This window comes from Paracoccus sp. (in: a-proteobacteria) (assembly GCF_047605025.1).
GTDB lineage: Bacteria > Pseudomonadota > Alphaproteobacteria > Rhodobacterales > Rhodobacteraceae > Paracoccus.
In genome coordinates, this window is sequence record NZ_JASGGO010000009.1 from 41008 (window position 1) to 65943 (window position 24936).

The 24936-nt window shown below is 66.7% G+C and carries 24 protein-coding genes; 9 read left to right on the plus strand and 15 right to left on the minus strand.

Going from position 1 to position 24936, the window contains the following annotated elements:
* The first annotated feature begins 126 nt into the window (after positions 1–126).
* Positions 127–1725 carry a phosphoenolpyruvate carboxykinase gene (locus tag QM682_RS07055; protein WP_415128235.1) on the plus strand — a complete coding sequence of 533 codons (1599 nt, stop codon included), beginning with the start codon at positions 127–129 and terminating at the stop codon, positions 1723–1725.
* Positions 1726–1816: 91 nt separating this feature from the next.
* Here the strand turns inward: QM682_RS07055 and QM682_RS07060 are convergent, their stop codons facing one another.
* From QM682_RS07060 to purC, 10 genes are all read right to left on the minus strand, one after another.
* Positions 1817–2374: a DUF2585 domain-containing protein gene (locus QM682_RS07060; RefSeq protein WP_415128236.1), complete on the minus strand. Its 558-nt coding sequence runs from the start codon at positions 2372–2374 to the stop codon at positions 1817–1819.
* Positions 2375–2378: 4 nt separating this feature from the next.
* Entirely contained in the window at positions 2379–4640 is a 2262-nt protein-coding gene (gene rnr / locus QM682_RS07065; protein ID WP_415128237.1) for a ribonuclease R, read from the minus strand.
* Between the two features lie 45 nt (positions 4641–4685).
* Positions 4686–4916, minus strand: coding sequence for a formate dehydrogenase subunit delta (locus tag QM682_RS07070; protein ID WP_415128238.1), 231 nt, complete (start codon positions 4914–4916; stop codon positions 4686–4688).
* A 3-nt stretch (positions 4917–4919) separates the two neighbouring features.
* Positions 4920–5699: a formate dehydrogenase accessory sulfurtransferase FdhD gene (fdhD, locus tag QM682_RS07075; RefSeq protein WP_415128239.1), complete on the minus strand. Its 780-nt coding sequence runs from the start codon at positions 5697–5699 to the stop codon at positions 4920–4922.
* A gap of 22 nt (positions 5700–5721) precedes the next feature.
* Entirely contained in the window at positions 5722–8601 is a 2880-nt protein-coding gene (gene fdhF, locus QM682_RS07080) for a formate dehydrogenase subunit alpha (RefSeq protein ID WP_415128240.1), read from the minus strand.
* A complete protein-coding gene (locus tag QM682_RS07085) occupies positions 8598–10124 on the minus strand; it encodes a formate dehydrogenase beta subunit (RefSeq protein WP_415128241.1) in 1527 nt (508 codons plus the stop codon). The genes fdhF and QM682_RS07085 overlap by 4 nt, the downstream gene beginning before the upstream one ends.
* Positions 10121–10600, minus strand: coding sequence for a formate dehydrogenase subunit gamma (locus QM682_RS07090; protein ID WP_415128242.1), 480 nt, complete (start codon positions 10598–10600; stop codon positions 10121–10123). Before QM682_RS07090 ends, QM682_RS07085 begins: the two co-directional genes overlap by 4 nt.
* 80 nt (positions 10601–10680) lie before the next feature.
* Positions 10681–11553, minus strand: a complete 873-nt coding sequence (locus QM682_RS07095) for a LysR family transcriptional regulator (RefSeq protein ID WP_415128243.1) — start codon at positions 11551–11553, stop codon at positions 10681–10683.
* 82 nt (positions 11554–11635) lie between these two features.
* Entirely contained in the window at positions 11636–11875 is a 240-nt protein-coding gene (purS, locus tag QM682_RS07100; protein WP_415128315.1) for a phosphoribosylformylglycinamidine synthase subunit PurS, read from the minus strand.
* Positions 11876–11900: 25 nt separating this feature from the next.
* Positions 11901–12665, minus strand: a complete 765-nt coding sequence (purC, locus tag QM682_RS07105; RefSeq protein WP_415128244.1) for a phosphoribosylaminoimidazolesuccinocarboxamide synthase — start codon at positions 12663–12665, stop codon at positions 11901–11903.
* Positions 12666–12814: 149 nt separating this feature from the next.
* Here purC and QM682_RS07110 point away from each other — a divergent pair, with 149 nt between their 5' ends.
* Positions 12815–13129 carry a DUF1476 domain-containing protein gene (locus tag QM682_RS07110; protein ID WP_415128245.1) on the plus strand — a complete coding sequence of 105 codons (315 nt, stop codon included), beginning with the start codon at positions 12815–12817 and terminating at the stop codon, positions 13127–13129.
* A gap of 33 nt (positions 13130–13162) precedes the next feature.
* Here QM682_RS07110 and QM682_RS07115 read toward each other — a convergent pair whose 3' ends face one another.
* Genes QM682_RS07115 through QM682_RS07125 form a run of 3 tightly spaced genes read right to left on the minus strand, consistent with a single transcriptional unit; the run spans position 13163 to position 15435 of the window.
* The gene (locus QM682_RS07115) at positions 13163–14482 is read right to left on the minus strand and encodes an MATE family efflux transporter (RefSeq protein WP_415128246.1); all 1320 of its coding nucleotides are present in this window, start codon (positions 14480–14482) and stop codon (positions 13163–13165) included.
* Positions 14475–14978, minus strand: coding sequence for a PaaI family thioesterase (locus tag QM682_RS07120; protein ID WP_415128247.1), 504 nt, complete (start codon positions 14976–14978; stop codon positions 14475–14477). Before QM682_RS07120 ends, QM682_RS07115 begins: the two co-directional genes overlap by 8 nt.
* 1 nt (position 14979) lies before the next feature.
* Positions 14980–15435: a PaaI family thioesterase gene (locus QM682_RS07125; RefSeq protein WP_415128248.1), complete on the minus strand. Its 456-nt coding sequence runs from the start codon at positions 15433–15435 to the stop codon at positions 14980–14982.
* A gap of 135 nt (positions 15436–15570) precedes the next feature.
* On the opposite strand from QM682_RS07125, the gene QM682_RS07130 reads away from it, so the two are divergent.
* The 7 genes from QM682_RS07130 to QM682_RS07160 all read left to right on the plus strand — a co-directional run bounded on the left by QM682_RS07130 (position 15571) and on the right by QM682_RS07160 (position 23038).
* On the plus strand, positions 15571–15975 hold the full coding sequence (locus QM682_RS07130; protein WP_415128249.1) for a MerR family transcriptional regulator: 405 nt from the start codon (positions 15571–15573) through the stop codon (positions 15973–15975).
* Positions 15976–16065: 90 nt separating this feature from the next.
* Positions 16066–16488: a MerR family transcriptional regulator gene (locus QM682_RS07135; protein ID WP_415128250.1), complete on the plus strand. Its 423-nt coding sequence runs from the start codon at positions 16066–16068 to the stop codon at positions 16486–16488.
* Positions 16485–18263, plus strand: a complete 1779-nt coding sequence (locus tag QM682_RS07140) for an acyl-CoA dehydrogenase C-terminal domain-containing protein (protein ID WP_415128251.1) — start codon at positions 16485–16487, stop codon at positions 18261–18263. Before QM682_RS07135 ends, QM682_RS07140 begins: the two co-directional genes overlap by 4 nt.
* A gap of 278 nt (positions 18264–18541) precedes the next feature.
* On the plus strand, positions 18542–19183 hold the full coding sequence (locus QM682_RS07145) for a glutathione S-transferase family protein (protein ID WP_415128252.1): 642 nt from the start codon (positions 18542–18544) through the stop codon (positions 19181–19183).
* On the plus strand, positions 19180–20391 hold the full coding sequence (locus QM682_RS07150; protein ID WP_415128253.1) for an acetyl-CoA C-acetyltransferase: 1212 nt from the start codon (positions 19180–19182) through the stop codon (positions 20389–20391). Before QM682_RS07145 ends, QM682_RS07150 begins: the two co-directional genes overlap by 4 nt.
* Positions 20391–20858 carry a cupin domain-containing protein gene (locus QM682_RS07155; protein ID WP_415128254.1) on the plus strand — a complete coding sequence of 156 codons (468 nt, stop codon included), beginning with the start codon at positions 20391–20393 and terminating at the stop codon, positions 20856–20858. The genes QM682_RS07150 and QM682_RS07155 overlap by 1 nt, the downstream gene beginning before the upstream one ends.
* Positions 20855–23038, plus strand: a complete 2184-nt coding sequence (locus QM682_RS07160; protein ID WP_415128255.1) for a 3-hydroxyacyl-CoA dehydrogenase NAD-binding domain-containing protein — start codon at positions 20855–20857, stop codon at positions 23036–23038. Before QM682_RS07155 ends, QM682_RS07160 begins: the two co-directional genes overlap by 4 nt.
* 165 nt (positions 23039–23203) lie before the next feature.
* Here the strand turns inward: QM682_RS07160 and QM682_RS07165 are convergent, their stop codons facing one another.
* The gene (locus tag QM682_RS07165; RefSeq protein ID WP_415128256.1) at positions 23204–24211 is read right to left on the minus strand and encodes an adenosine kinase; all 1008 of its coding nucleotides are present in this window, start codon (positions 24209–24211) and stop codon (positions 23204–23206) included.
* Positions 24208–24876, minus strand: coding sequence for an endonuclease III (nth, locus tag QM682_RS07170; RefSeq protein ID WP_415128257.1), 669 nt, complete (start codon positions 24874–24876; stop codon positions 24208–24210). Before nth ends, QM682_RS07165 begins: the two co-directional genes overlap by 4 nt.
* Between the last annotated feature and the right edge of the window lie 60 nt (positions 24877–24936).

Here is a 24936-nt window from a genome sequence, read left to right on the forward strand (position 1 = left end):
CTAACCTTTCCTGATGGCGCTAAACCTGTCGATAAGGCCGCTTTCGTCACGGAAATGCCATGCTATAGGACGCCAAGGAACGGGGGGGTCCCGGACTTTCCGAGCAAGCAGGAGCTTAATCAGGCCATGACCGAAGCGCGCGTCAATCCGAACTGCCGTCTTGAGGATCAGGGGATCACAGGGCTGGGCAATGTCCATTACAACCTTCTGGAGCCGGCCCTGATCGAGGCCGCCGTGAAGCGCGACGAGGGCAAGATCGGCCTGGGCGGCACCTTCCTGGTCTCGACCGGCGCCCATACCGGCCGCTCGCCCAAGGACAAATTCGTCGTGCGCAGCCCCTCGGTCGAGGATTCGATCTGGTGGGACAACAACAAGCCCATGGCCCCCGAGGCGTTCGACCGGCTTTACGCCGACATGCTGGCCCATATGAAAGGCAAGGATTACTACGTCCAGGATCTTTATGGCGGCGCCGACCCCGCGCTGCGCCTGGACGTGCGCGTCGTGACCGAGCTGGCCTGGCACGGTCTCTTCATCCGCCACCTGCTGCGCCGTCCCGAGGCGGCGGAGCTCGCCAGCTTCGTGCCCGAGTTCACCATCATCAACTGCCCCGGCTTCAAGGCCGACCCGGAACGCCACGGCTGCCGCTCGGAAACGGTGATCGCGCTGAACTTCGACCGCAAGCTGATCCTGATCGGCAATACCGCCTATGCCGGCGAGAACAAGAAGTCGGTCTTTACGCTGCTGAACTATCTGCTGCCGGAAAAAGGCGTGATGCCGATGCATTGCTCGGCCAACCACGCCATCGGCAAGCCGGACGACGCGGCGATCTTCTTCGGCCTGTCGGGCACCGGCAAGACCACGCTGTCGGCCGACCCCTCGCGCACGCTGATCGGCGATGACGAACACGGCTGGTCCGATCACGGCATCTTCAACTTCGAGGGCGGCTGCTACGCCAAGACCATCAACCTGTCGGCCGAGGCCGAGCCGGAAATCTACGCCACCTGCTTCAAGTTCGGCACCGTGGTCGAGAACATGGTCCATGATCCCGACACGCTGGAACTGGATTTCGAAGACAACTCGCTGACCGACAACATGCGCTGCGCCTATCCGCTGGAGCAGATCTCGAACGCGTCGGACACGTCGCTGGGCGGAATGCCCAAGAACGTGATCATGCTGACCTGCGATGCCTATGGCGTCCTGCCGCCCATCGCGCGGCTGACCCCGGCGCAGGCGATGTATCACTTCCTGTCGGGCTTCACCTCGAAGACGCCGGGCACCGAGGTGGGCGTGGTCGAGCCGACGCCCACCTTCTCGACCTGCTTCGGCGCGCCCTTCATGCCGCGCCGGCCCGAGGTCTATGGCAAGCTGTTGCAGGAAAAGATCGCCAGGACCGGCGCGGCCTGCTGGCTGGTCAACACCGGCTGGACCGGCGGCGCCTTCGGCACCGGCAAGCGGATGCCGATCAAGGCGACCCGCGCCCTGCTGACCGCCGCGCTGGACGGCTCGCTGAACGACGCGCAGTTCCGCAAGGACCCGAATTTCGGCTTCGAGGTTCCCGTCTCGGTCCCCGGCGTCGAGGACAGGCTGCTGGACCCGCGCCAGACCTGGGCCGATCCGGCCGCCTATGACGCGCAGGCCCGCAAGCTGGTCGGCATGTTCAGCGACAATTTCGCGCAATATGCCGACAAGATCGACGACGACGTGAAGGCTGCGGCCATCGGCTGAGAGGGTTGGGGGCTCTGCCCCCGCCCCTTCGGGGCTCCCCCGGAGTATTTATGGAGCAAAGAAGCGGGTGGTCTGGTTGGGCCGCCCGTTTTCATATGGCGGATTGCCAGTCGCGGACGGCTTGCAGCGGCCAGATGAGCATCAGCACATTGAGCGCCAGCCCGTCGCGGATTAGCCAGGTGGTCAGTGCCTCGAACCCCAGGACTATGCCGACCGAGGCCCAGACCGGCAGGCGGCTGGCGAGGGCGAAGCCCAGCATCATCGTCAGGATGTCGCTGACCGAGTTCAGCACGCTGTCACCGTAATAGTCCAGCGAGATGGTCACGGCGCGATAGCGTTCGATGATCGCGTCGGAATTCTCGACCAGTTCCCAGAGCGATTCGACCAGGGTGGCGATGGTCAGACGCCAACTGAGTGGCAGGCGCGGGGCGACAAGCCAAAGCGCGGCGTAGAACAGCAGGCCGTGGATCAGGTGCGAGGGCGTATACCAGTCGGCGATATGCTGCGAGTTCTCGGCGCTGACGGTTTCGCCGTGCCAGAGCTTGATATAGCCGCATTTGCAGATCGGCTCGCGCCCGATCCACAGCAGCCAGGCGGCGGCCAGCGCCACGATCAGCGCGGCCAGCAGATAGGGCAGCCGGGCCTTCATGCGGTTATTTCCGGCGCAACCGGCGGCGTTTCTGGGCGCGCTTGACCTCGGCCAGCCGGGCCTGGGTGGCGCGCTTGCGCAGCGGGCCCTTGCCCCGACCACGCGAACCGCCCTGCGGCATCGCCCTGCCCTCGACCTCCAGCAGTTCCAGCATCAGGCCCCCGGTCAGCGGCACGGCCTCGGACAGGCGCACGGTGACGCGCTGGCCGATGCCGATTTCCAGCCCGGTTTCCGAACCCATCAGCACCTGGGCATCAGGATCGTAATGGAAATATTCGCGCCCGATTTCGCGGATCGGCAGCAGACCGTCGGCGCCCGTCTCGTCCAGCCGCACGAAGGCGCCGAATTTCTGCACGCCCGAGACCTTGCCGGTGAATTCCGCCCCCACGCGGTCGGCCAGATAGGCGGCCAGATAGCGGTCGGTGGTGTCGCGCTCGGCCGCCATGGACCGACGCTCGGTCTCGCTGATCTGCTTGGCGGTCTCGGACAGGTTCTCGATGTCCCATTCCGACAGCCCGTCCTTGCCCCATTTATGGCCCAGGATCAGCGCGCGATGCACGATCAGGTCGGAATAGCGCCGGATGGGCGAGGTGAAATGCGCATAGGATCGCAGCGCCAACCCGAAATGGCCGAAATTCTCGGGGTGATAATAAGCCTGCTGCATCGAGCGCAGCGCGGTCATGTTGATCAATTCGTCGAAATCGCTGCCCTGGGCCTGTTCCAGCAAGCGGTTCAGATGGCGGGTTTGCAGCACCTGCCCCTTGGCCAGGGTAAAGCCGGACGCCTCGGCCACCTCGCGCAGGGCGTCGAGTTTCTCGGCCGATGGTTCCTCGTGGACGCGGTAAAGCAGCGGGCGGCGCAGGCGTTCCAGTTCCTCGGCGGCGGCGACATTGGCCAGCACCATGAATTCCTCGATCAGCTTGTGGGCGTCGAAGCGGTCGCGGAAATTCACCGATTTCACGCGGCCATCCGGGGTCAGGACGATCCTGCGCTCGGGCAGGTCCAGTTCCAGCGGCTGGCGGCGGGCGCGGGCGGATTTCAACAGATCATAGGCGTGCCACAGCGGGCGGATCACCGAATCCAGAAGCGGCCCGGTCGCCTCATCCGGGTTGCCGTCCGCCGCCGCCTGCGCCTGTTCATAGGACAGGCTGGCGGCGGAATGCATCATGGCGCGGTGAAAGCTGTGGCTGGTCTTGTTGCCCTGCGCGTCCAGCCGCATCCGCACCGCGATCACCGGCCGGTCCACGCCCTCGTGCAGCGAACACAGATCGCCCGACAGGATGTCGGGCAGCATCGGCACCACGCGGTCGGGGAAATAGGTCGAATTGCCGCGCTTGCGGGCCTCGCGGTCCAGCGCGGAACCCGGCGTGACGTAATGGGCCACATCGGCGATGGCGACCCAGATGTCGGCGCCGCCGTCCGGCCGGATTTCCGCCGCCACCGCATCGTCATGGTCGCGCGCGTCCGAGGGGTCGATGGTGACCAGCGGCAGATGGCGCAGGTCCTCGCGGTCCTTCATGGTCGCGGGCCGGGCGGCATCGGCCTGGGCCATGACCTCATCGGGAAAATCGTCGGGGATGCCGTGCTGATGGATGGCGATCAGGCTGACCGCGCGCGGGGCCGAGGGGTCGCCCAGCCGTTCCACGATCCGCGCCACCGGCAGGCCCAGGCGGCCGCGCGGGCCGGTCTGCTCGGCCTCGACCAACTCGCCGTTCTGCGCGCCATGCACCTCGCGGGCGGGGATCACCCATTCCTTGTCCGAACCCTTGTCGATGGGCAGGATGCGGCCGCCGGCCTCGGGTCCGCCGGAACTGGCGCGATAGATGCCGACGATCTTGTGGCTGGTGGTGCCGATGCGGCGGATCAGCCGGGCCTGATAATCGTGATCCTGACCCCGCGTTTCGATCAGGCGGGCCAGGATACGCTCGCCGGGCGCCAGCGCCGGATCGGATTTCAGCGCGGCGTAAAGGATGCGCGGGACCGGACCTTCGCCCTGCCATTCCATGGGCTTGGCAAAGATGTCGCCATCGCCGTCCGGGGGCAGAAGTTGCAGCACCGTGACCGGGGGCAGCTTTTCCGCATCGCGATAATGACGGCGGCGGCGCTCTAGCAGGCCCTCGGCCTCAAGCTCTTTCAGGATGCGCTTCAATTCGATCCGGGCGGCGCCCTTGATGCCGAACGCCTTGGCGATGTCGCGCTTGGCGGTGGCGTCGGGGTGCGCGTTCACCCAGTCGAGAATCTCTTGTCGGGAAGGAAGCTGTGCCATGGCGCCACGCTAGCACGGCGCCACCGGACAAGGCAGGGGCAAAAATCAGGCGGCGCCTCGGGTGCGGGGCCGGACGAAGCCGGCGGCGGCGCGCACGATGGGGTCGGCCTCGGCACCCGAGGCGATCAGGTCCAGAAAGTCCTGGCGCATCTGCGGCGACCAGTTGTGGTTGATGTGATCGGCCACCGCCTCGGGGGCCGGACGGTCGGGCTGGCTGCGAAAGAAATCGGCCATCTGCTTGGCCATGCGAATCAGTTTCATCGTGTCGTAATGCATGGGTCAGGTTCCAGCGATGCGTCGGGGGTGGGTGTAAAGATCGAAGCTGTCGCCCCGCGCGCGGGCGATCAGGGTGATGCCGGCGCGCTCGGCCCAGTCCAGCGCCAGCCGGGTCGGCGCGCTGGCCCCGATCAGGATGGGCGCACCGATGCGGGCGGCCTTCTGCACCAGATCGACCGACAGGCGCGAGGACATGGCGATGGCCCCCCGCCCCGCGTCAGTCCCCGCCAAGGCCAGCGCGCCGGCCAGCTTGTCCAGCGCATTGTGGCGGCCGACATCCTCGCGCACCAGCGCGCGGGCGCCGTCCCAGAAGGCGGCGCCGTGGATCGCGGGGGTTTCGCGGCGCAGTGCCTGGCCCGCGTCCAGCGCGGCCATGGCGCGGGCCACATCGCCGGGCGGCATGGTCCAGTCGCTGGTCACCGGGACGATGGCCGGCAGGGCGGCGGCGATGCTGTCCACGCCGCAAAGGCCGCAGCCGACCGGGCCGACCATGGAACGCCGCCGCGCGGCCAGACCCGCCGCCAGGCCGGGGCGCAGCCACAGCCGCGCCTCGCGCGCGGGAAAACCGCCGGTCTCGACCTCGGCTTCCTCGAAATCCCGCAGGTCGCCCGGATCGGCGATCAGCCCCTCGGTCAGCGCAAAGCCCAGGGCGAAGTCGCGCAGGTCCAGCGGCGTCGCCATCAGCACCGCCTGGCTCATGCCGTCGACGACCAGCGCCACCGGCATTTCCTGCGGCGCGGGCGGCGGGGCGGCCTGATGCCAGCCACCGCCGTCCCAGCGCATGACGCCCCTTGGATCGCGCATGTCACTCGGCTGCGGCGGCGATGATGCGGCGCGACAGGTCGGAATGGGTCCGATACTCCTCTTGCCAGTCGGATGGCCCGTTCGAGGGGCTGACCTGCACCGCCGTCACCTTGAATTCGGGGCAGTTGGTGGCCCAGTCGGAATTGTCCGTGGTCACCACATTGGCCTGGGTCGTCGGGTGGTGGAAGGTGGTATAGACCACGCCCGGCGCCACCCGTTCCGTGATATGCGCCCGCAGCGTGGTGTCGCCCGAGCGCGAGGCGACCCGCACCCAGTCGCCATCCCGCACGCCGCGGTTTTCCGCATCCGAGGGGTGGATTTCCAGAATATCCTCGGGGTGCCAGGCCACGTTGTCGGTGCGCCGGGTCTGGGCGCCCACGTTGTATTGCGACAGGATCCGGCCCGTCGTCAGCAGCAGCGGGAAGCGGGCTCCGGTGCGCTCCTCGGTCGCGACATATTCGGTGTGGATGAACTTGCCCTTGCCGCGCACGAAGCCGTCGATGTGCATCAAGGGCGTGCCCAGCGGCGCGGCCTCGTTGCAGGGCCATTGGACCGAGCCCTCGCGCTCCAGCAGGTCATAGGTCACGCCGGCGAAGCTGGGCGTGGTCAGGGCGATCTCGTCCATGATTTCGCGCGGGTGGGCATAGGACCAGCCCGCCCCCAGCCGGTTCGCCAGCATCTGGGTGATCTGCCAATCCTCGAACCCGTTCCTGGGCGTCATCGCGCGGTTCACCATGTTGATGCGCCGCTCGGCATTGGTGAATGTGCCGTCCTTTTCCAGGAAGGACGATCCCGGCAGGAAGACATGGGCGTAATTCGAGGTCTCGTTCAGGAACAGGTCGTGGACGATGACGATGTCCATGGACGACAGCGCGCCGGTGACATGGCGGGTGTCGGGGTCGGATTGCACGATGTCCTCGCCCTGGCAGTAAAGGCCCCGGAAGCGGCCGGCCAGCGCCTCGTCGAACATGTTGGGGATGCGCAGGCCCGGTTCGGGCGACAGCTCGACGCCCCAGACGCGTTCGTAAAGCGCCCTGGTCTCGGGGTCCGAGACATGGCGATAGCCCGGATATTCGTGCGGGAACGACCCCATGTCGCACGAACCCTGCACGTTGTTCTGGCCGCGCAGCGGGTTCACCCCGGTTCCGGGCTTGCCGATATTGCCGCACATCATCGCAAGGTTCGCGATCGCCATCACCGTGGTCGAGCCCTGCGAATGCTCGGTCACGCCCAGTCCGTAATAGATGCTGGCGCGCGGCGCCCCGGCATAGGCGCGGGCCGCCTGGCGGATCAGCCCGGCGGGCACCTTGCTGAGTTTCTCGACCTCCTCGGGGGCGTGCCTGGGGTCCAGCACGAATTCGGCATAGGCCAGGAATTCGTCCCAGTCGCAACGCGCGCGGATGAACGCCTCGTCATAAAGCTTTTCGGCCACGATCACATGGGCAAGCGAGGTGACGACGGCGACGTTCGTGCCCGGGCGCAGCGGCAGGTGCAGGCCCTGCCCCATGTGCGGGGTCGACAGCAGGTCGATCTCGCGCGGGTCGACGACGATCAGCCCGGCGCCCTGACGCAGGCGCTTGCGCAGCCGGCTTCCGAACACCGGATGCCCGTCCGTCGGGTTCGCGCCGATCACCAGCGCCAGGTCGGTTTCCTCGACCGAGTCGAAATCATGCGTCCCGGCCGAGGTGCCGAAGGCCGTCTTCAGCCCGTAGCCGGTCGGCGAATGGCAGACCCGCGCGCAGGTGTCGGTGTTGTTGTTGCCGAAGACCGCGCGCGCCAGCTTCTGCACCAGATAGGTTTCCTCATTGGTGCAGCGCGACGAGGTGATCACCCCGATGCTGTCGCGGCCGTGATCGGCCTGCGCCCGGCGCAGCCGCTCGGCGGCGAAATCCAGCGCCTGATCCCAGGTGACCACGCGCCAGGGATCGGTGATCCTGTCGCGGATCATCGGCTCAAGCTTACGGTCCTGATGGGTGGCATAGCCCCAGGCAAAGCGGCCCTTGACGCAGGAATGGCCCCGGTTCGCCTTGCCGTCCATGCTGGGCACCATGCGCACGACTTCCTCGCCCCGCATATGCGCATCGAACGAGCAGCCGACGCCGCAATAGGCGCAGGTGGTCTTGACGACATGCTCGGGCGTGCCGATCTGGATCACCTTGTTCTCGATCAGGGTGGCGGTCGGGCAGACCTGCACGCAGGCGCCGCAGGACACGCAATCCGAGGACAGGAAGCTGTCCGATTCCATGCCCGCCGAAACGCGGCTGTCGAAGCCGCGCCCCTCGATGGTCAGGGCAAAGGTGCCCTGCACTTCCTCGCAGGCGCGCACGCAGCGCGAACAGACGATGCATTTCGCTGGATCGAAGGTGAAATAGGGGTTCGACTGGTCCTTGGGCCGGTATTCCGGGTTCGGGCCTTCGGCGGCGCGGCGGGCGAAATGGTTCGCGCCGGGCTCATAGCGGACCTCGCGCAGGCCAACGGCGCCGGCCATGTCCTGCAATTCGCAATCGCCGTTCGCCGCGCAGGTCAGGCAGTCCAGCGGGTGATCGCTGATATACAGTTCCATCACGCCCCGGCGGATGCGCGCCACCTCGTCGGTCTGGGTATGGACGACCATCCCTTCGGCGACCGGAGTGGTGCAGGATGCCGGCGTGCCGCGCATCCCCTCGATCTGCACCACGCACAAGCGGCAGGACCCAAAGGCCGAAACGTGATCGGTCGCGCAAAGCTTGGGCACGCTGATCCCGGCCATGGCGGCGGCCCGCATGACGCTGGTGCCGGCGGGAACGCTGACCGGGATGCCGTCGACCAGCAGGTTCACCGTCACGTCGGATTTGACGGCGGGCGTGCCCATGTCGCGACTGGGGATGATGAAATCCTTCATTCTGCGGCCTCCTTACGCGGCGCGCGCCGCCCGCTGAATTCGTCGGGGAAATGGGTCAGCGCCGACATCACCGGAAAGGGCGCAAAGCCCCCCAGCGCGCAAAGCGAGCCCCATTTCATCGTGTTGCACAGATCCGTCAGGATCGGGATGCCGTCCCGGTCGCCGGACGCGATGCGGTCGATGGTCTCGACCCCACGAACCGAGCCGATGCGGCAGGGCGTGCACTTGCCGCAGCTTTCCGTGGCGCAGAATTCCATGGCAAAGCGCGCCAGTCTCAGCATGTCGGCGGTATCGTCAAAGACGGTGATGCCGGCATGGCCCAGCAGCGCGTCCTTGCCCCCCAGTTCCTCATAGCCGAAAGGCACATCGAAACTCCAATGCGGGACATAGGCGCCCAAAGGCCCGCCGACCTGCGCCGCCTTGACCGGGCGGCCGCTGGCCGTGCCGCCGCCGATCTCCTCGATGATCCGGCGCAGGCTCATGCCAAAGGGCGCCTCGAACAGCCCGCCATGCTTGATATTGCCGGAAAGCTGGATCGGGATGGTGCCCTTGGAGCGCCCGATGCCCAGCTTGGCGTATTCCGCGCCGCCATGCGCCAGGATCCAGGGCACCGTCGCCAGCGAAATCAGGTTGTTCACCACCGTCGGCCGGCCCAGGAACCCCTCCAGCGCCGGGATCGGCGGCTTGGCCCGCACGGTGCCGCGCTTGCCCTCAAGACTGTTCAATAGGCTGGTTTCCTCGCCGCAGACATAGGCGCCGGCGCCGGTGCGCACCTCCATGTCGAAGGCATGGCCCGATCCCAGCACGCTGTCCCCAAGGATGCCCGCCTGCCGGGCCTTGCCGATGGCGGCCTGCATCATGCGGATCGCGTCGGGATATTCGCTGCGGCAATAGACATAGCCCTGCACCGCGCCCACCGCGATGCCGGCGATCGCCATGCCCTCGACCAGGACCAGCGGATCGCCCTCCATGATCATGCGGTCGGCGAAGCTGCCGCTGTCGCCCTCGTCGGCATTGCAGACGATATATTTGCGGGCGGCCCCCGCGCCTGCCACGGTCTTCCACTTGATGCCGGTCGGGAACCCCGCGCCGCCCCGGCCGCGCAGGCCCGAATCCGTCACCTCGGTCACGATGGCCTCGGACCCGATCCCGATGGCGCGGCGCAGGCCGTCCAGCCCGCCATGCGCCCGGTATTCCTCGACCGACAGCGGGTCGATCACGCCGACGCGGGCAAAGGTCAGCCGCATCTGCGCCTTCATCCAGGGCAGGTCATCGACCGGACCCAGCGCCAGCGGGTGATCGGCGCCCGTGCGGATCGCATCCAAGACCGAGGCCACATCGCCCGGCTCGACCGGCCCGTAACCGTAGCGCACCCCGTCACGCTCGACCTCGACCAGCGGCTCAAGCCAGATCATCCCGCGCGTGCCGTTCCGCGTCACGGCGAAATCCCTGGCCAGGGCCTCGGCCACCTCGTCGGCCCCAAGCGCGCGGGCGGCGGCATCCAGCGGAACCCAGACCCTCATGCGCCCGCCTCCGCGACCATGCGCTGCACCTTTTCGACCGTCGCCCGGCCCAGCAGCCGCCCGCCCATCTGGGCCGAGGGCGCGCAGGCGCACAGCCCCAGGCAGAACACCGGCTCCAGCGTCAGCCGCCCGTCGGGCGTGGTCTCGTGGAAATCGACGCCCAGGGCCGCGCGAACCTGATCGGCCAACGCGTCGGCGCCCATCGACTGGCAGGCTTCGGCCCGGCACAGCCGCAGCACATGCCGCCCCGAGGGATGGTCGCGGAAATCGTGATAGAAGCTGACGACGCCATGCACCTCGGCCCGGGTCAGACCCAGGGCACCGGCGATCACCGGCAGCGCGGCCTCGGGCACATGGCCCCATTCGGCCTGGACATCATGCAGGATCGGCAGCAGCGGCCCCTCGCGCCTCCGATGCCGGGTCAGGATCTCGTCTAGGCGCTCGCGGAAATCGGCGGCATGCGCGGCGTCGGTCATGGCTGGGTCCGTCCTGGCTCATTGCACGATCACACCCAGGATATGGCCTCGCGATAGACCAGGCAATTTCAAACTCTCGTCTATTGATAGCTCTGGTCTATCGCGCTCAGGCCCCGCAATAGCGCCTCGACCAGCGGAGAATGCGGCGCGCGCGCGGCCACGACCAGGCCCACCAGATACCCCTCGCCGGCCAGGTCGCGGGCGCGCACCCCCGCGGGCAGCGGCAGGCCATGCGCCAGGCCGCGCGGCAGGATCGCAGCCCAGTCGCCGGTGGCCACATGGGCCAGGATCGCCAGCATCGAGGTCGATTCCACCCTGGGCAGCGCCTCGACCCCGGCCGCCAGCAGATGGCGGGTGACGATGCGACGGTTCTGCATATCCGGCGTCAGCAGGCAAAGCGGCCGCCGCGCGGCCTCGGCCCAGCCGACGGGACCACCAGCCTCGTCGCGGGCGACCAGACAATAGGTCTCGCGATACAAGGGCAGGCTCTGGACCCGGCCCAGGGGCTCGCCATCCAGATAGGTGACACCCGCATCCAGTTCCAATGCCTCGATCTGCTCGCGGATCTCGTCCGAGGAACGCGACAGGATCGAGACCCCGGCATTCGGATGGCGTTGCAGGAACGGCCCGGTCAGCTCCGCGATGCGCGGCATGGCGGTCGGGATCACCCCCAGCCGCAGCAGCCCCGAGACGCCGCGCCGGCTCGCCGCCATCTCCTCCTGCATGGCGCGCGCATCGCCGACGATGCGGCGCGCCCATTCCAGCACACGCCGCCCCTCCGGCGTCAGCCCCTGATAGCGCGAGCCGCGCCGAACCAATTGCACGCCAAGCTGCTCTTCCAGCGACTTGACGGCCGAGGAAAGCGTGGGCTGGGCGATCCCCAGCGCCTCGGCGGCGCGGCCGAAATGCTCCTCGCGCGCCAGCACCATGAACATGGACAGCTTGTCGATCAAGCGGACCGCCCTCCCCGCACGGACCGTCTTTCTTCGTTTGCCAAATACCCTGGGGTCCGGGGCAAAGCCCCGGTTCGGCGGATCAGACGATCTCGACGGCGTATTTCTCGATCACGGTATTGGCCAACAGCCCCTCGCACATGCGCGCGACCTCGATCCTGGCGGCCTCGGCATCGCCGGCCGCCAGATCAAGCTCGATCACCTTGCCCTGGCGCACGCCCGAGACGCCCGCAAAACCCAGCCCCCCCAGCGCGTGACGGATCGCCTCGCCCTGCGGGTCCAGGACGCCGTCCTTCAGCATGATGGTCACACGAGCCTTCAGGGGGGCTTTCATCGGCGGCAGTCCTTCAGTTGATCAGCGTGGGCTTGGTCAGCGAGGTGGTGTTGGCGGGCATCAGGCCCAGCCGGCGGGCCACCTCGGTATAGGCGTCGGTCAGGCTGCCCAAGTCGCGGCGGAACACGTCCTTGTCCAGCTTCTGGCCGGTCTTCACGTCCCACAGCCGGCACGAATCCGGGCTGATCTCGTCGGCGACGACCAGGCGCATGAAATCGCCGTCCCAGACGCGACCGATCTCGATCTTGAAATCCACCAGCTTGATGCCGACGCCGAAGAAGACGCCCGACAGGAAGTCGTTCACGCGCAGCGCCAGGCTGACGATATCGTCCAGATCCTGCTGGCTGGCCCAGCCGAAGGCGATGACATATTCCTCGGAGACGAAGGGATCGCCCAGTTCGTCGTTCTTGAAGCTGTATTCGACGATCGGGCGCGGCAGGGGGGTCCCCTCTTCCATGCCCAGGCGCTTGGCGATCGAGCCGGCGGCGAAATTACGCACGATCACCTCAAGCGGGATGATCTCGACCTGGCGCACCAATTGCTCGCGCATGTTGATGCGGCGGATGAAATGGTTCGGCACGCCGATATTGGTCAGCCCCGTCATGAAGAATTCGGACAGGCGGTTGTTCAGCACGCCCTTGCCCTCGATGGTCGCCTTCTTCTGGGCATTGAAGGCCGTGGCATCATCCTTGAAATACTGGATCAGCGTGCCCGGCTCGGTGCCTTCGTAAAGGATCTTCGCCTTGCCCTCGTAGATTTTCTTGCGCCTTGGTGCCATCTGCGCGTCTCCCGTCCGCAAGGTAACCATCACTTCCCTGCGGCTATAGGCCAGAACGAGGGTCCGGGGCAATACGGGCTTGCGAGCGAAGAGCAAAGCTGGTGCTATCGTGCCAGCGAATAATCCAGCACCCTCAGGCGGAGACTGCCATGACGACATTTGACGAACGCGAGCGCGCTTACGAAAACAAGTTCGCCCATGACGCCGAATTGAACTTCAAGGCCGAGGCACGGCGCAACCGGCTGGTCGGCGAATGGGCGGCCGCGCTTCTGGGCAAGACCGGCGACGATGCCCGCGCCTATGCGCTGACGCTGGTGGCATCGGATTTCGACGAACCGGGCGAAGAGGATGTCTATCGCAAGCTCGCGACCGACCTGAAGGAAAAGGCGGACGAGCCGACGATCCGCGGCAAGATGGCCCAACTGCGCATCGTCGCGCGCGAGCAGATCCTGAACGAGGGCTGAACTCCGGCCCGGCCCGCCGCAAGGGAACACGCCTCAGGCGCGGGCCGCCGCCTCGACCTGCGGGAAAAGCCGCCACAGCGTCAGCCCCCGCAGGCAGTTCAGCACCGTCAGCGCCACCCACAGCCCATGGTTGCCGAAGACGGGCAGCAGCGCCAGGACCAGCGCCGCATAGACCGCGACGGTCAGGATCATGGCGTTGCGCATCTCGCGCGTGCGGGTGGCGCCGATGAAGATCCCGTCCAGCATATAGGCGGCGACGCTGACCAGGGGCAAGGCGACCAGCCAGGGCAGATAGCGCCGCGCCTCGTCGCGAACCTCGGTCGAGGTGGTCAGAAGGTCGATCAGCGCGCCGCCGAACAGCCCATAGGCCAGCGCCAGCGCCGCCGCCCCGCCAAAACCCCAGCCCGAGGCCAGCGCCGCCGCCCGCCGCAGCCGCGCCGGATGCCGCGCGCCCACCGCCTGGCCGACCAGCGATTCGGCGGCGAAGGCGAAACCGTCCAGCGCGAAGGACAGGATCTCCAGGAATTGCAGCAGCACCTGGTTCGCGGCCAGCGTCACGTCCCCCTGTCCCGCCGCCAGGAACATGAAGCTGGTGAAACAGCCCTGCAACAGAACCGAGCGGATCATGATGTCGCCATTCACCTGCCCCAGCCGCCGCAGCCGGTCGGCGGCGAACAGCTGGGCATGGCGCAGCCCCCTGGCGATCGCATGGCGTGCCAGCCACAGGCCCAGGGCCAGCCCCGACCATTCCGCGATCAGCGTGGCGGCGGCGACCCCCGGCACGCCCCAGTCCAGGCCCAGCACGAACCACAGATCCAGCGCGACGTTCAGCCCGTTCATCAGCAGTTGCAGCACCAGCAGCGCGCGGGTCCGCTCGACCGCGATCAGCCAGCCGGTCAACGCGTAAAGCGAGATGGTGGCGGGCGCGCCCCAGATGCGGATCGACAGATATTGCCGCGCCAGATCCTCGACCTGGGCCGAGGCCGGCGCCAGCCGCAGCGCGCCGCCCAGGATCAGGCCCTGCCCCAACACCAGGACCAGCCCCGCGGCCAGCCCGATCAGCAGCGCCCGGACCAGATGCGCCCCGGCCTCGCGCCCGTCCCCCGCGCCACGGGCCTGCGCCACCAGCCCGGACGTGCCCATGCGCAGAAAGCTGAAAACCCAGTAGATCGAGGCTAGGATCACCGCGCCCAGCCCCACGGCGCCGATGGGCGCGGCCTGGCCCATCTGGCCGATGACCCCGGTATTGACCGCGCCCAGAAGCGGCACCGTCGCGTTCGAGATCACCACGGGCAGCGCGATCGACAGCACCCGGCGATGCGTCAACGACACCTCGGCGCCCGGCTCAGCCATTCTCGGGCATCACGAAATGCCCGGTGGCCTGGGCGAACAGGCGGGCGCGCTGGTCCTGCCACGCCTCGACCTGGACGCTGGCATAGCGCCGCCCCGAACGCACCACCCGCGCCCGCGCATAGGCGTCGCGCGGCAGGCCCGGGCGCAGGTAATCCACAGTGATGTCGATGGTCTTGGGCAGGCGCGGCAGGCTGTCCGGCACGGCGGCGTCGGGGACGATGCGGCCGCGCTCCATATCCTCCCAGATCGCGGTCCAGGTCAGTTCGATGATCGCCGTGACCTCCAGGAAAGCCGCCGTCACGCCGCCATGGATGGCGGGCAGCATCGGATTTCCGATCAGCTTCTCGTCAAAGGGCAGAATGGCGGTCAGCTCATCCCCGCGCCGGTCGAAGCGGATGCCCAGCCAGCGCATATAGGGCACCCCCGCGATCAGGGCGTTCAGCGTGGTGTTGCGGCGCAGCTTGATCGCGGCCAGGGATTCGTTCGGGTCGGTCATGCTAACGCTCGAAGGTGAAGGCGCCGGTGGCGGCGGCGACCGGGCGGGTGTCGTCCTCATCCATCGCCCAGGCGCGCACGAAGGCGACCGAGCGGGTGACGTGATAGCATTCGGCCCGCGCCCGGATCGTCTGGCGCGGGGTCGCGGCGCGCATATAGTCGATCCTCAGGTCGATGGTCGCGGTGACCTTCGCCCCCTCGGGATGGGCCATGACCGCCGCCCCGCTGCAAGTATCCATCAGGGCCGAGATCACGCCGCCATGGATCACCCCGCTGCGCGGATCGCCGACCAGTTCCGCCGCCCAGGGCATCGAGATCCAGGCCGCGCCGGGCAGTATATCGTCCAGCCGCATCCCCAGGGCGCGGACATGGGGGATGGCCTCGATGAATTGCCGGGCGATGCGAAGGCGATGCTCGCACGCGGCCTCGTCCGGGGCGACGGGATCGTGATCTGGCATGCCGACTCGCGGATCGTTGTTTCGCGGGTCACGCTAGCCCCGCCCGGATCGGGGAGCAAGCCACCAGATATCCGCCAGATGGTTGAGTTTCCCAAAACGTCAAGCTAGGCTGTCCCTGCTTGCGGCAGGTAACCCATGGCAGACAGCGACTTCATCAGTTTCAAGGAAATGTGCGCCCGGTTCGAGGTCACGCCGAGAACGCTGCGCTACTATGAATATATCGAGCTTCTGGACCCCCGACGCGACGGGCGCGCGCGTTTTTACGGCCCTCGTGAAATCGCGCGCATGAAGTTGATCCTGCGCGGCCGCCGCTTCGGCTTCTCGCTGGAGGAAATCCGGCAATGGCTGCTGATCTACGGCGAAAAGGGCACGCACGAGCAATATCGCGTCTGGATCAACCTGGCCAACCGCCAGATCGAACAGCTTAGCCGCCAGCAGGCCGAAATCCAGGCCGCGATCACGGACCTGAAGGCCCTGCGCGACGAGACCACCGGCTTCCTCGAACAGACGGCCCAGGACAAGCCGCACGGCCAGCAGTGACGGGGCGCCTCGCGATCTGACGCCACGTCTCCGCTGACGTGAACGTCAACTTGCTTTATATTCCACCCCAAGCAATCGGAAGGGAGGGCCATGAGCGACCAGTTGATGACCATCCGCGAAATGTGCGACATCTTCGAGGTGACACCGCGCACCTTGCGCTTCTATGAATCCCGCGAACTGATCTTTCCCGAACGACAGGGCCAGCACCGGCTTTACGGCCGTTCGGATCGCGCCCGGATGAAGCTGATCCTGCGCGGCAAGCGTTTCGGCTTTTCGCTGGAACAGATCCGCCAGTTGATCGAGCTTTACGATCCGGCCGAGCGCAACCTCACCCAGACCACCCAAACCCTCGCCACCGCGCGCGCGCGCCTGGCCGACATGGAACGCCAGCAGCGCGAGCTTGCCGTGGCGATCGACGAACTTCGCCAGCAGATCGTCCAGGGCGAGACCTGGCTTGAAAGCATGACATCCCGCGCCTCCGGGGCGCAGGACATCCCCCCGGAGGACCGATGACCACCTACACCGCCCCCCTGCGCGACCTTCAATTCATCCTGCATGACGTGCTGGGGATTTCGACGCTCGACGTTCCGGGCTATGCCGATCTGGACCGCGACTTCACCCAGGCCATCCTGGAGGCGGCGGGCAAGCTCGCCTCGGACGTGATCGCGCCCCTGAACGGAACAGGCGACCGCCAGGGCTGCAAGCTGGAAAACGGCGTGGTGCGCACACCCGACGGGTTCAAGGAAGCCTTTTCGCAATTGCGCGAGGGCGGCTGGACCGCGCTGGACTGCGATCCCGAATATGGCGGCCAGGGCATGCCCTATGTGATCGGCATCTCGGCGGGAGAACTGTTTTCGGGCGCGAACATGGCCTTCGCCATGTATCAGGGGCTGACGCATGGCGCCTATTCCGCCATCCACACTCATGGCACCGAGGCGCAGAAACGCACCTATCTGCCCCGGTTGGTCAACTGCGACTGGACCGGCACGATGAACCTGACCGAGCCGCATTGCGGCACCGACCTGGGCCTTCTGCGCAGTCGGGCCGAGCCGCAGGCGGATGGCAGCTACCTGATCACCGGACAGAAGATCTTCATCTCGGCCGGGGACCACGACATGGCCGGGAACGTGATCCACCTGGTCCTGGCCAAGGCCCCCGGCGGCGGCGAGGGCACCAAGGGCATCTCGCTTTTCATCGTGCCGAAATTCCTGGTCGATCAAAACGGCGCGCTCGGCGCGCGCAACGCGGTCTCGGTCGGCAAGGTCGAGGAAAAGATGGGCATCCACGGCAATTCCACCTGCGTCATGAACTACGACGGCGCCCGCGGCTGGCTGCTGGGCGAGAAGCACAAGGGCATGAAGGCCATGTTCACCATGATGAACGAGGCCCGGATCGGCGTCGGCCTGCAAGGCTATGCCGTGGCCGAAGCCGCCTACCAGAACGCGCTGGCCTATGCCAAGGATCGGTTGCAAGGCCGTGCCGTGACCGGGGCCGCGAACCCCACGGGACCGGCCGATCCGCTGCTTGTCCATCCCGACATCCGCCGCAACCTGATGGATCAGAAAAGTTTCGTCGAGGGCGCCCGCGCGCTGGCCACCTGGGCCGCGCACCTGATCGACCGCAGCCGCCTGACCCAGGATCACGAGGCCGAGACGCTGGTCTCGCTGCTGACGCCGGTGATCAAGGGCTTCCTGACCGACAAGGGCTTCGAAAGCGCGGTGCAGGCCCAGCAGGTCTTTGGCGGCCACGGCTATATCGAGGAACAGAGCATGTCCCAGTTCGTCCGCGACACCCGCATCGCCATGATCTACGAAGGGGCGAACGGCGTGCAGGCGCTGGATCTGGTGGGCCGCAAGCTGGCTGCCGAAGGCGGTAAACCGATCATGGCCTTCTTCGACCTGATCAAGGCCGAGATCAAGCGGCACGAGGCCAAGGAAGAGCTTCGCGCGCCCTTCTGCGAGCCGCTGAAAGCAGCCTCGAAGGATCTGCAATCGGCAGCCATGTTCTTCATGGAGCAGGGCATGAGAAATCCAGATGCCGCCTTGGCGGGCTCTTATGATTTCATGCACCTCTTCGGCCATGTGGCGCTTGGCCTGATGTGGCTGCGCATGGCGGCCGCCGCTTGCAACGCGCTGGCGGCAGGCGCGGCCGATCCCTCTTTCCATGAAACCAAGCTTGCCACCGGGCGCTATTACATGGCGCGTCAACTGCCGATGACCGCAACCCACCTGGCCCGCATCCGTTCCGGCGCCGAGCCGGTGATGGCGCTGGACGAGGCGCAGTTCTGAAACTGCAAGGAGAACGCGGGTCGAGATGCCGGATTATGGGTATTTGAAAAGCAAAGAAGGGCCAGGTTGGGCTCCGAGACACCGGGCCTCCCCGTTTGACGGGGACAAGCCGGGAGCCTCGGAGCGCCTTCTTCGCTTGCGGTCATCGGCTCCCCAGCCTGTACCGCAATATTGAACGTAGTGGCGAAAGGTTAAGAAACCTCTAACCTTCTTTGCTTTACAAATACCCATAATCCGGCGCCGCCACCCGCCCCGACAGCGCAGAAAGGAAAGAGCACATGACCGCACAATTGCATTGCTTTGGAGAATCCGGCCATTCCTACAAAGTCGCGCTGATGATGGAGCTCACCGGCTATTCTTGGCGGCCGGTCTTCGTCGATTTCTTCGGCGGCGCGACGCGCAGCCCGGACTATCGCGCATTGAACGGGATGGCCGAGGCCCCCGTTTTCATCGAAGGGGACGTGACCCTGACGCAATCGGGCGTCATCCTGCTGCATCTGGCCGAAAGGACCGGGCGCTTTCTCGACGGTGATCGAAACGAGATCCTGCGCTGGCTTTTCTGGGACAATCACAAGGGTTCGTCGCAATTCGGGGCATTGCGCTTTCTGATGAACTTCCTGCCGCCCGAAAAGCGTCCCGCCGAGGTGATCGGCTGGATGCGGGGCCGCATGCGCGCCGCGCTCGGGACGCTGGACGGCCAGCTTGAAGGCCGCGACTGGCTTGCCGGAGACCGTGCGACCATCGCCGACCTCTCATGCTGCGGTTACCTCTTCTATCCCGAGCCTTTCGGCTTCGACCGCTCGGAATGGCCGCATATAGATACCTGGCTGAGCCGCGTTCAGGCCCTGCCCGGCTGGAAACATCCCTATGACCTGATGCCCGGCAATCCCGCGGACCGGGCCGCGAAGGAGGACGCATGACCGACGCCTATATCTATGACGCCGCACGCACGCCGCGCGGCAAGGGCCGACCGGACGGCAGCCTGCATGAGGTCACCTCGGTCGCGCTTTCGGCCCGGCTGCTGGATGCGATCAAGGACCGCAACGGGCTTATCGGCCACGCGGTCGAGGACGTGATCTGGGGCAATGTCACCCAGGTCAAGGAACAGGGCGGTTGCCTGGCACGCTCGGCCGTGCTGGCCTCGGGGCTGGACCAATCCATTCCCGGCCTTTCGATCAACCGCTTCTGCGCCAGCGGCATGGAGGCGGTGAACCTGGCCGCGAACCAGGTCATGGGCGGCGCCGGCGCGGCCTATATCGCCGGCGGAGTCGAGATGATGAGCCGCGTCCCCATGGGCAGCGACGGCGCCGCCATCGCCGTCGATCCCAGCCTGACCTTCCCGACCTTTTTCGTGCCCCAAGGCATCAGCGCCGATCTCATCGCCACCGAATACGGCTTTTCGCGCGAGGATGCCGACCGGCTGGCGGTGGAATCCCAGCGCCGCGCCGCCCTGGCCTGGTCCGAGGGCCGCTTTGACAAGTCCATCGTTCCCGTGCTGGACCAGAACGGGCTGACCATTCTGGACCGCGACGAATACCTGCGCCCAGGCACCACGCTGGACGACCTGGCCAGGCTGAAGCCCGCCTTCAAGGACATGGGCGAGGCGATGCCCGGATTCGACAAGGTGGCCACGCTGAAATACCCGCATCTGGACCGGATCGAGCATATTCATCATGCCGGCAACAGTTCGGGCATCGTGGACGGGGCGGCGGGCGTGCTGATCGGGAACGCGGAATTCGGCCAGGCGCACGGGTTGAAGCCCCGCGCCCGCATCCGCGCCACCGCCAAGATCGGCACCGATCCGACGATCATGCTGACCGGCCCGGTCCCGGTGACCGAGAAGATCCTGCGCGAAAGCGGGCTGACCATCGGCGACATCGACCTGTTCGAGGTGAACGAAGCCTTCGCCAGCGTGGTGCTGCGCTTCCTGCAAGCCTTCCAGGCCGATCCCGAACGCGTGAACGTCAACGGCGGCGCCATCGCGCTGGGTCACCCCCTTGGCGCAACCGGCGCCATCATCATCGGCACGCTGCTGGACGAGCTTGAGCGGCAGGACAAGGCCCTGGGCCTTGCCACGCTGTGCATCGCCTCGGGCATGGGCGCGGCCACCATCATCGAGCGCGTGTGATGATCATTCGCAAGGACAGCGTGCCGGTGACCGAGGGGGTCTCGGGCTATCCCGATCCCTGGAACCTGGGCCGGGGGTTCCTTTCCTATCGTCACCTGACCGAGGCAGGCGGACTGACGCAGTTCGGCATCGCGCTGGAGACGCTTCACCCCGGCAAGCAAAGCAGCCAGCCGCATTGGGAAGAGCATGAGGACGAATTCCTTTACATGCTCGAAGGCGAACTGACCGTCATCGAGGATGGGATCGAGACCGTGATCCGCCCCGGTGATGCCTGCTGCTGGAAGGCGGGCACCCCCGTCGCCCATACGCTGCGCAACCATGGCGAGGCGCCCGCGACCTACCTGATCGCCGGCAGCCGACAACCGAACAACATCTGCCATTATCCGGGCCTGGACCTGCTGGCGACGCCCCAGGGATATGTGCGTCTGGACGGCACCCCCTACCCGAGCGAGGGAGAGAGAGAATGACCGATTTCACCATGCGGACCGGCGACGACGGCGTCGCCATCGTCACCTGGGACGTGCCCGGCAAGTCGATGAACGTGCTGTCGCTGGAAGGCGCCGCCGAACTGGGCGCGCTGATCGACGACGCGCTGGCCGATCCGGCCGTCAAGGGCATCGTCATCACCAGCGGCAAAAAGGATTTCGCCGCCGGCATGGACCTGAACGTCATCGCAGCGATGAAGGACGGCGGCGCGCGGGCGGTCTTCGACGGCACCATGTCCCTGCACCATCTGCTGCGCCGGATCGAACTGGCCGGCATGGACCCCAAGACGAAAAAGGGGGCCAAGCCCATCGCCTCGGCCCTGCCCGGCACCGCGCTGGGGATCGGGCTGGAACTGCCGCTGGCCACGCATCGCATCTTCGCCGCCGACAACCCCAAGGCCAGGATCGGCCTGCCCGAGATCATGGTCGGCATCTTTCCGGGCGGCGGCGGCACCACGCGGCTGGTGCGCAAGCTGGGCGCCATGGGCGCCGCGCCCTTCCTGCTGGAAGGCAAGCTGAGCGATCCGGCCAAGGCCAGGGCGGCGGGGCTGATCGACGAGGTGGCCGCCGACCCGCTGCAAGCCGCCCGCGACTGGGTGCTGAGCGCCTCGGACGCCGATCTGGTCAAGCCCTGGGACGCCAAGGGCTACAAGATGCCCGGCGGCGAGCCCTATCACCCGGCGGGCTACATGACCTTCGTGGGCGCCAGCGCCATGGTGCATGGCAAGACGCTGGGCGTCTATCCGGCGGCCAGGGCGCTGCTGAGCGCGGTCTATGAAGGGGCGCTGGTGCCCTTCGACACGGCGCTGAAAATCGAGGCGCGCTGGTTCACCAATGTGCTGATGAACCCCTCCTCGACCGCGATGATCCGCAGCCTCTTCATCAACAAGGAGGCGCTGGAGAAAGGCGCGAACCGCCCCGAGGCGCCGGACCAGACCGTGCGCAAGGTCGGTATCCTGGGCGCCGGCATGATGGGCGCCGGCATCGCTCATGTCAGCGCCATGGCGGGGATCGAGGTGGTGCTGATCGACGCGGCCCAAGAGGCCGCCGATCGCGGCAAGGCGCATTCGGCAGACCTCCTGGACAAGGCGATCAGCCGCTGCAAGGCGACCGAGGCGAAAAAGACCGAGGTGCTGGCCCGCATCACCGCCACCACCGATTACGCCGCCCTTGCCGGCTGCGACCTGGTGGTCGAGGCAGTGTTCGAGGATCCCAAGGTCAAGGCCGAGGTCACCGCGAAAGCCGAGGCCGCGATCCCGCGGGACGCGATCTTCGCCACCAATACCTCGACCCTGCCGATCAGCGAACTGGCCAAGGCCAGCGCCCGGCCGGAACAGTTCATCGGCATCCATTTCTTCAGCCCCGTGGACAAGATGCTGCTGGTCGAGATCATCAAGGGCCATCGGACCGGCCCGCGCGCCGTGGCCAAGGCGCTGGATTTCGTGCGCCAGATCCGCAAGACGCCCATCGTGGTCAACGACGCGCGCTTCTTCTACGCCAATCGCTGCATCATCCCCTATATCAACGAAGGCATCCGCATGGTGGCCGAGGGCACCAGCCCCATCCTGATCGAGAATGCCGCCAAGATGATGGGAATGCCGCTGGGGCCGCTGCAACTGGTGGACGAAACCTCGATCGACCTGGGCGTCAAGATCGCCAAGGCGACCCGCGCGGCGATGGGCGACGCCTACCCGGATGGGGCGGTGGATGCGGTGATCTTCAAGCTGGCCGAGTTGGGCCGGCTGGGCCGCAAGGCCAAGGCCGGGTTCTACGATTACGACGATGCCGGCAAGCGCCAGGGCTTTTGGCCCGGCCTCGCCACGGAATGGCCGGAATGCCCCGACCAGCCCGACCTGACCGAGATCCAGCACCGCCTGATGTTCGTCCAATCGCTTGAGGCCGTGCGCGCCCTGCAAGAGGGCGTGCTGGAAGACATCCGCGAAGGCGACGTGGGCGCGGTCCTGGGCTGGGGCTTCGCGCCCTGGTCCGGCGGCCCCTTCGGCTGGCTCGACATGCTGGGCGCGCCCCGCGCCGTCGACATCGCCGAGGATCTGGCCCGGAAATTCGGCGCCCGCTTCGCCCCGCCGCGACTTCTGAAGGACATGGCGGACAAGAACGAAAACTTCCATGATCGCTTCGGGGCCGGAAAGAACGCCGCCTGAGAAAGCGGGCAGCGACAAAGTCGGCTTGCTCGGCTTTGTCCGCCTGCGTCGCATGGGTATTTGAAAAACGAAGAAGCCCCCAGGCTTTGCCCTGTCGCGGCTTCGCCCCCCGCCTCGGGCCTTTCTTCGTTTTTCAAATACCCATGCCAAGCGCGCCGGAAGCGCCTAGATCAGACCATCCGCACGGAAGGCGGCCAAAAGATCGCTTTCAGGCCGGGCGCCGACATGCGAGATCACCTCGGCGGCGGCGATGCAGCCCATGCGGCCGGCGACCGCCAGGGGCAGGCCGCGCGCCAGGCCGTGGATCAGCCCGGCGGCGAACTGGTCACCCGCGCCGGTCGCATCGATCGGAACGACGCGGTTGACCGGGGCCGTCACGCGCTCGTCGCCACGGATCAGGATGGCATCCTCGCCCGAGCGGGTGCAGATCACCGTGCCGCAATCGGCGCGGGCCAGCGTCAGGGCCTGTTCCAGATCCTCGACCTGATAAAGCGACTGCCACTCATGGACATTGCCGATGACGTAATCCATCGGCCCCGCGACCAGGCGGCGGAAATCCTCGCGGTGGCGGTCGACGCAGAAAGGATCTGACAGCGCGATGCCCGCCTGCCCGCCCTCAGCGTGGCAAGCCTCGGTGGCTTTCAGGAAGGCGGCCTTGCCCTCGGGCTTGTCGAAAAGATAGCCCTCCAGGAACAGCCAATCGCAGCCGCTGAAGGTGGCGGGGTTCACGTCCTCGGGGCAGATGCCGCCCGAAATGCCAAGATAGGTGTTCATCGAACGCTCGCCATCCGGCGTCACGAAGATGATCGAACGCGAGGTGGGCAGCACCTCGCCCGCGACCGGAGGGTTCACGAAGACCGTGCCCTGCGCCTCGGTCTGCTCGGCATAGCTCAAACCCAGGGCATCGTCCGCCACCTTGCCGATGAAGCAGGTGCGCAGCCCCATCATGCCCAGTCCCGCCAGCGTGTTCGCGACCGAGCCTCCGGGGACCAGCCGGGCCTTGCCCGCGCCCTTGTCGGCGGATTGGGCGGCCATCAGGAACTCGGAGCGTTCACGCTCGATCAACTGCATGATGCCCTTTTCCACCCCCAGCCGCGCCAGCGTGGCATCCGAGGTCGGCGCGATCACATCCATCACGGCATTGCCGATCCCGATCACATAGGGGGTGGTCATTCGGTCTTCTCCTCATAGGGGCAGAGGTCTTCGATGGGGCAGATCTTGCAGCGCGGACGGCGGGCCTGGCAGATATAGCGGCCGTGCAGGATCAGCCAGTGATGCGCGTTCTGCTGGAAAGGGACGGGGACATTGTCCTCGATGGCGCGCTCGACCGCCTCGACATCGCGACCGGGCGCGATGCGGGTGCGGTTGCCGACGCGAAAGATATGGGTGTCGACCGCCTGGGCCGGAAAGTGAAACACGCTGTTCAGGACGACATTCGCGGTCTTGCGTCCCACGCCGGGCAGGGTCATCAGCGCGGCACGCGATTGCGGCACCTCGCCGCCATATTCCTCGACCAGGATGCGCGAAAGGGCGATGACGTTTTTCGCCTTCTGCCGGAACAGCCCGATGGTCTTGATGTGATCGGTCAACGCCTCAAGGCCCAGGTCCAGCATCTGCCGGGGCGTCGAGACCTGGGCGAAAAGCGCCTTGGTCGCCTTGTTCACACCCACATCCGTCGCCTGGGCCGACAGCGCCACCGCGACCAGCAGCGTGAAGGCATTGGTATATTCAAGCTCGGTCTCCGGCTGCGGATTGGCCTCGCGCAGGCACGAAAAGATCGCGACCTGGGCGCCATAGGGCAAGGGCTGGAAACTGCGGGACAGGGTTGCACGGGCCATGCCTCCACATGCCCCGGCCCGCGCGCCAACGCAAGGCGCGCAGGCAAAAAACGCCGGTCC

What these genes read in the sequence shown, in the direction of transcription:
- QM682_RS07135 (WP_415128250.1), top strand. Translation starts at nt 16,066, where the DNA reads ATGAGCGACCAGTTGATGACCATCCGCGAAATGTGCGACATCTTCGAG.
- QM682_RS07085 (WP_415128241.1), bottom strand. Translation starts at nt 10,124, where the DNA reads ATGAGGGTCTGGGTTCCGCTGGATGCCGCCGCCCGCGCGCTTGGGGCC.
- fdhF (WP_415128240.1), bottom strand. Translation starts at nt 8,601, where the DNA reads ATGAAGGATTTCATCATCCCCAGTCGCGACATGGGCACGCCCGCCGTC.
- QM682_RS07160 (WP_415128255.1), top strand. Translation starts at nt 20,855, where the DNA reads ATGACCGATTTCACCATGCGGACCGGCGACGACGGCGTCGCCATCGTC.
- QM682_RS07145 (WP_415128252.1), top strand. Translation starts at nt 18,542, where the DNA reads ATGACCGCACAATTGCATTGCTTTGGAGAATCCGGCCATTCCTACAAA.
- QM682_RS07110 (WP_415128245.1), top strand. Translation starts at nt 12,815, where the DNA reads ATGACGACATTTGACGAACGCGAGCGCGCTTACGAAAACAAGTTCGCC.
- QM682_RS07150 (WP_415128253.1), top strand. Translation starts at nt 19,180, where the DNA reads ATGACCGACGCCTATATCTATGACGCCGCACGCACGCCGCGCGGCAAG.
- QM682_RS07165 (WP_415128256.1), bottom strand. Translation starts at nt 24,211, where the DNA reads ATGACCACCCCCTATGTGATCGGGATCGGCAATGCCGTGATGGATGTG.
- QM682_RS07140 (WP_415128251.1), top strand. Translation starts at nt 16,485, where the DNA reads ATGACCACCTACACCGCCCCCCTGCGCGACCTTCAATTCATCCTGCAT.
- QM682_RS07090 (WP_415128242.1), bottom strand. Translation starts at nt 10,600, where the DNA reads ATGACCGACGCCGCGCATGCCGCCGATTTCCGCGAGCGCCTAGACGAG.
- QM682_RS07155 (WP_415128254.1), top strand. Translation starts at nt 20,391, where the DNA reads ATGATCATTCGCAAGGACAGCGTGCCGGTGACCGAGGGGGTCTCGGGC.
- nth (WP_415128257.1), bottom strand. Translation starts at nt 24,876, where the DNA reads ATGGCCCGTGCAACCCTGTCCCGCAGTTTCCAGCCCTTGCCCTATGGC.
- QM682_RS07130 (WP_415128249.1), top strand. Translation starts at nt 15,571, where the DNA reads ATGGCAGACAGCGACTTCATCAGTTTCAAGGAAATGTGCGCCCGGTTC.
- fdhD (WP_415128239.1), bottom strand. Translation starts at nt 5,699, where the DNA reads ATGCGCTGGGACGGCGGTGGCTGGCATCAGGCCGCCCCGCCGCCCGCG.
- rnr (WP_415128237.1), bottom strand. Translation starts at nt 4,640, where the DNA reads ATGGCACAGCTTCCTTCCCGACAAGAGATTCTCGACTGGGTGAACGCG.
- QM682_RS07055 (WP_415128235.1), top strand. Translation starts at nt 127, where the DNA reads ATGACCGAAGCGCGCGTCAATCCGAACTGCCGTCTTGAGGATCAGGGG.
- QM682_RS07070 (WP_415128238.1), bottom strand. Translation starts at nt 4,916, where the DNA reads ATGCATTACGACACGATGAAACTGATTCGCATGGCCAAGCAGATGGCC.
- QM682_RS07120 (WP_415128247.1), bottom strand. Translation starts at nt 14,978, where the DNA reads ATGACCGACCCGAACGAATCCCTGGCCGCGATCAAGCTGCGCCGCAAC.
- QM682_RS07060 (WP_415128236.1), bottom strand. Translation starts at nt 2,374, where the DNA reads ATGAAGGCCCGGCTGCCCTATCTGCTGGCCGCGCTGATCGTGGCGCTG.
- purC (WP_415128244.1), bottom strand. Translation starts at nt 12,665, where the DNA reads ATGGCACCAAGGCGCAAGAAAATCTACGAGGGCAAGGCGAAGATCCTT.
- QM682_RS07125 (WP_415128248.1), bottom strand. Translation starts at nt 15,435, where the DNA reads ATGCCAGATCACGATCCCGTCGCCCCGGACGAGGCCGCGTGCGAGCAT.
- QM682_RS07115 (WP_415128246.1), bottom strand. Translation starts at nt 14,482, where the DNA reads ATGGCTGAGCCGGGCGCCGAGGTGTCGTTGACGCATCGCCGGGTGCTG.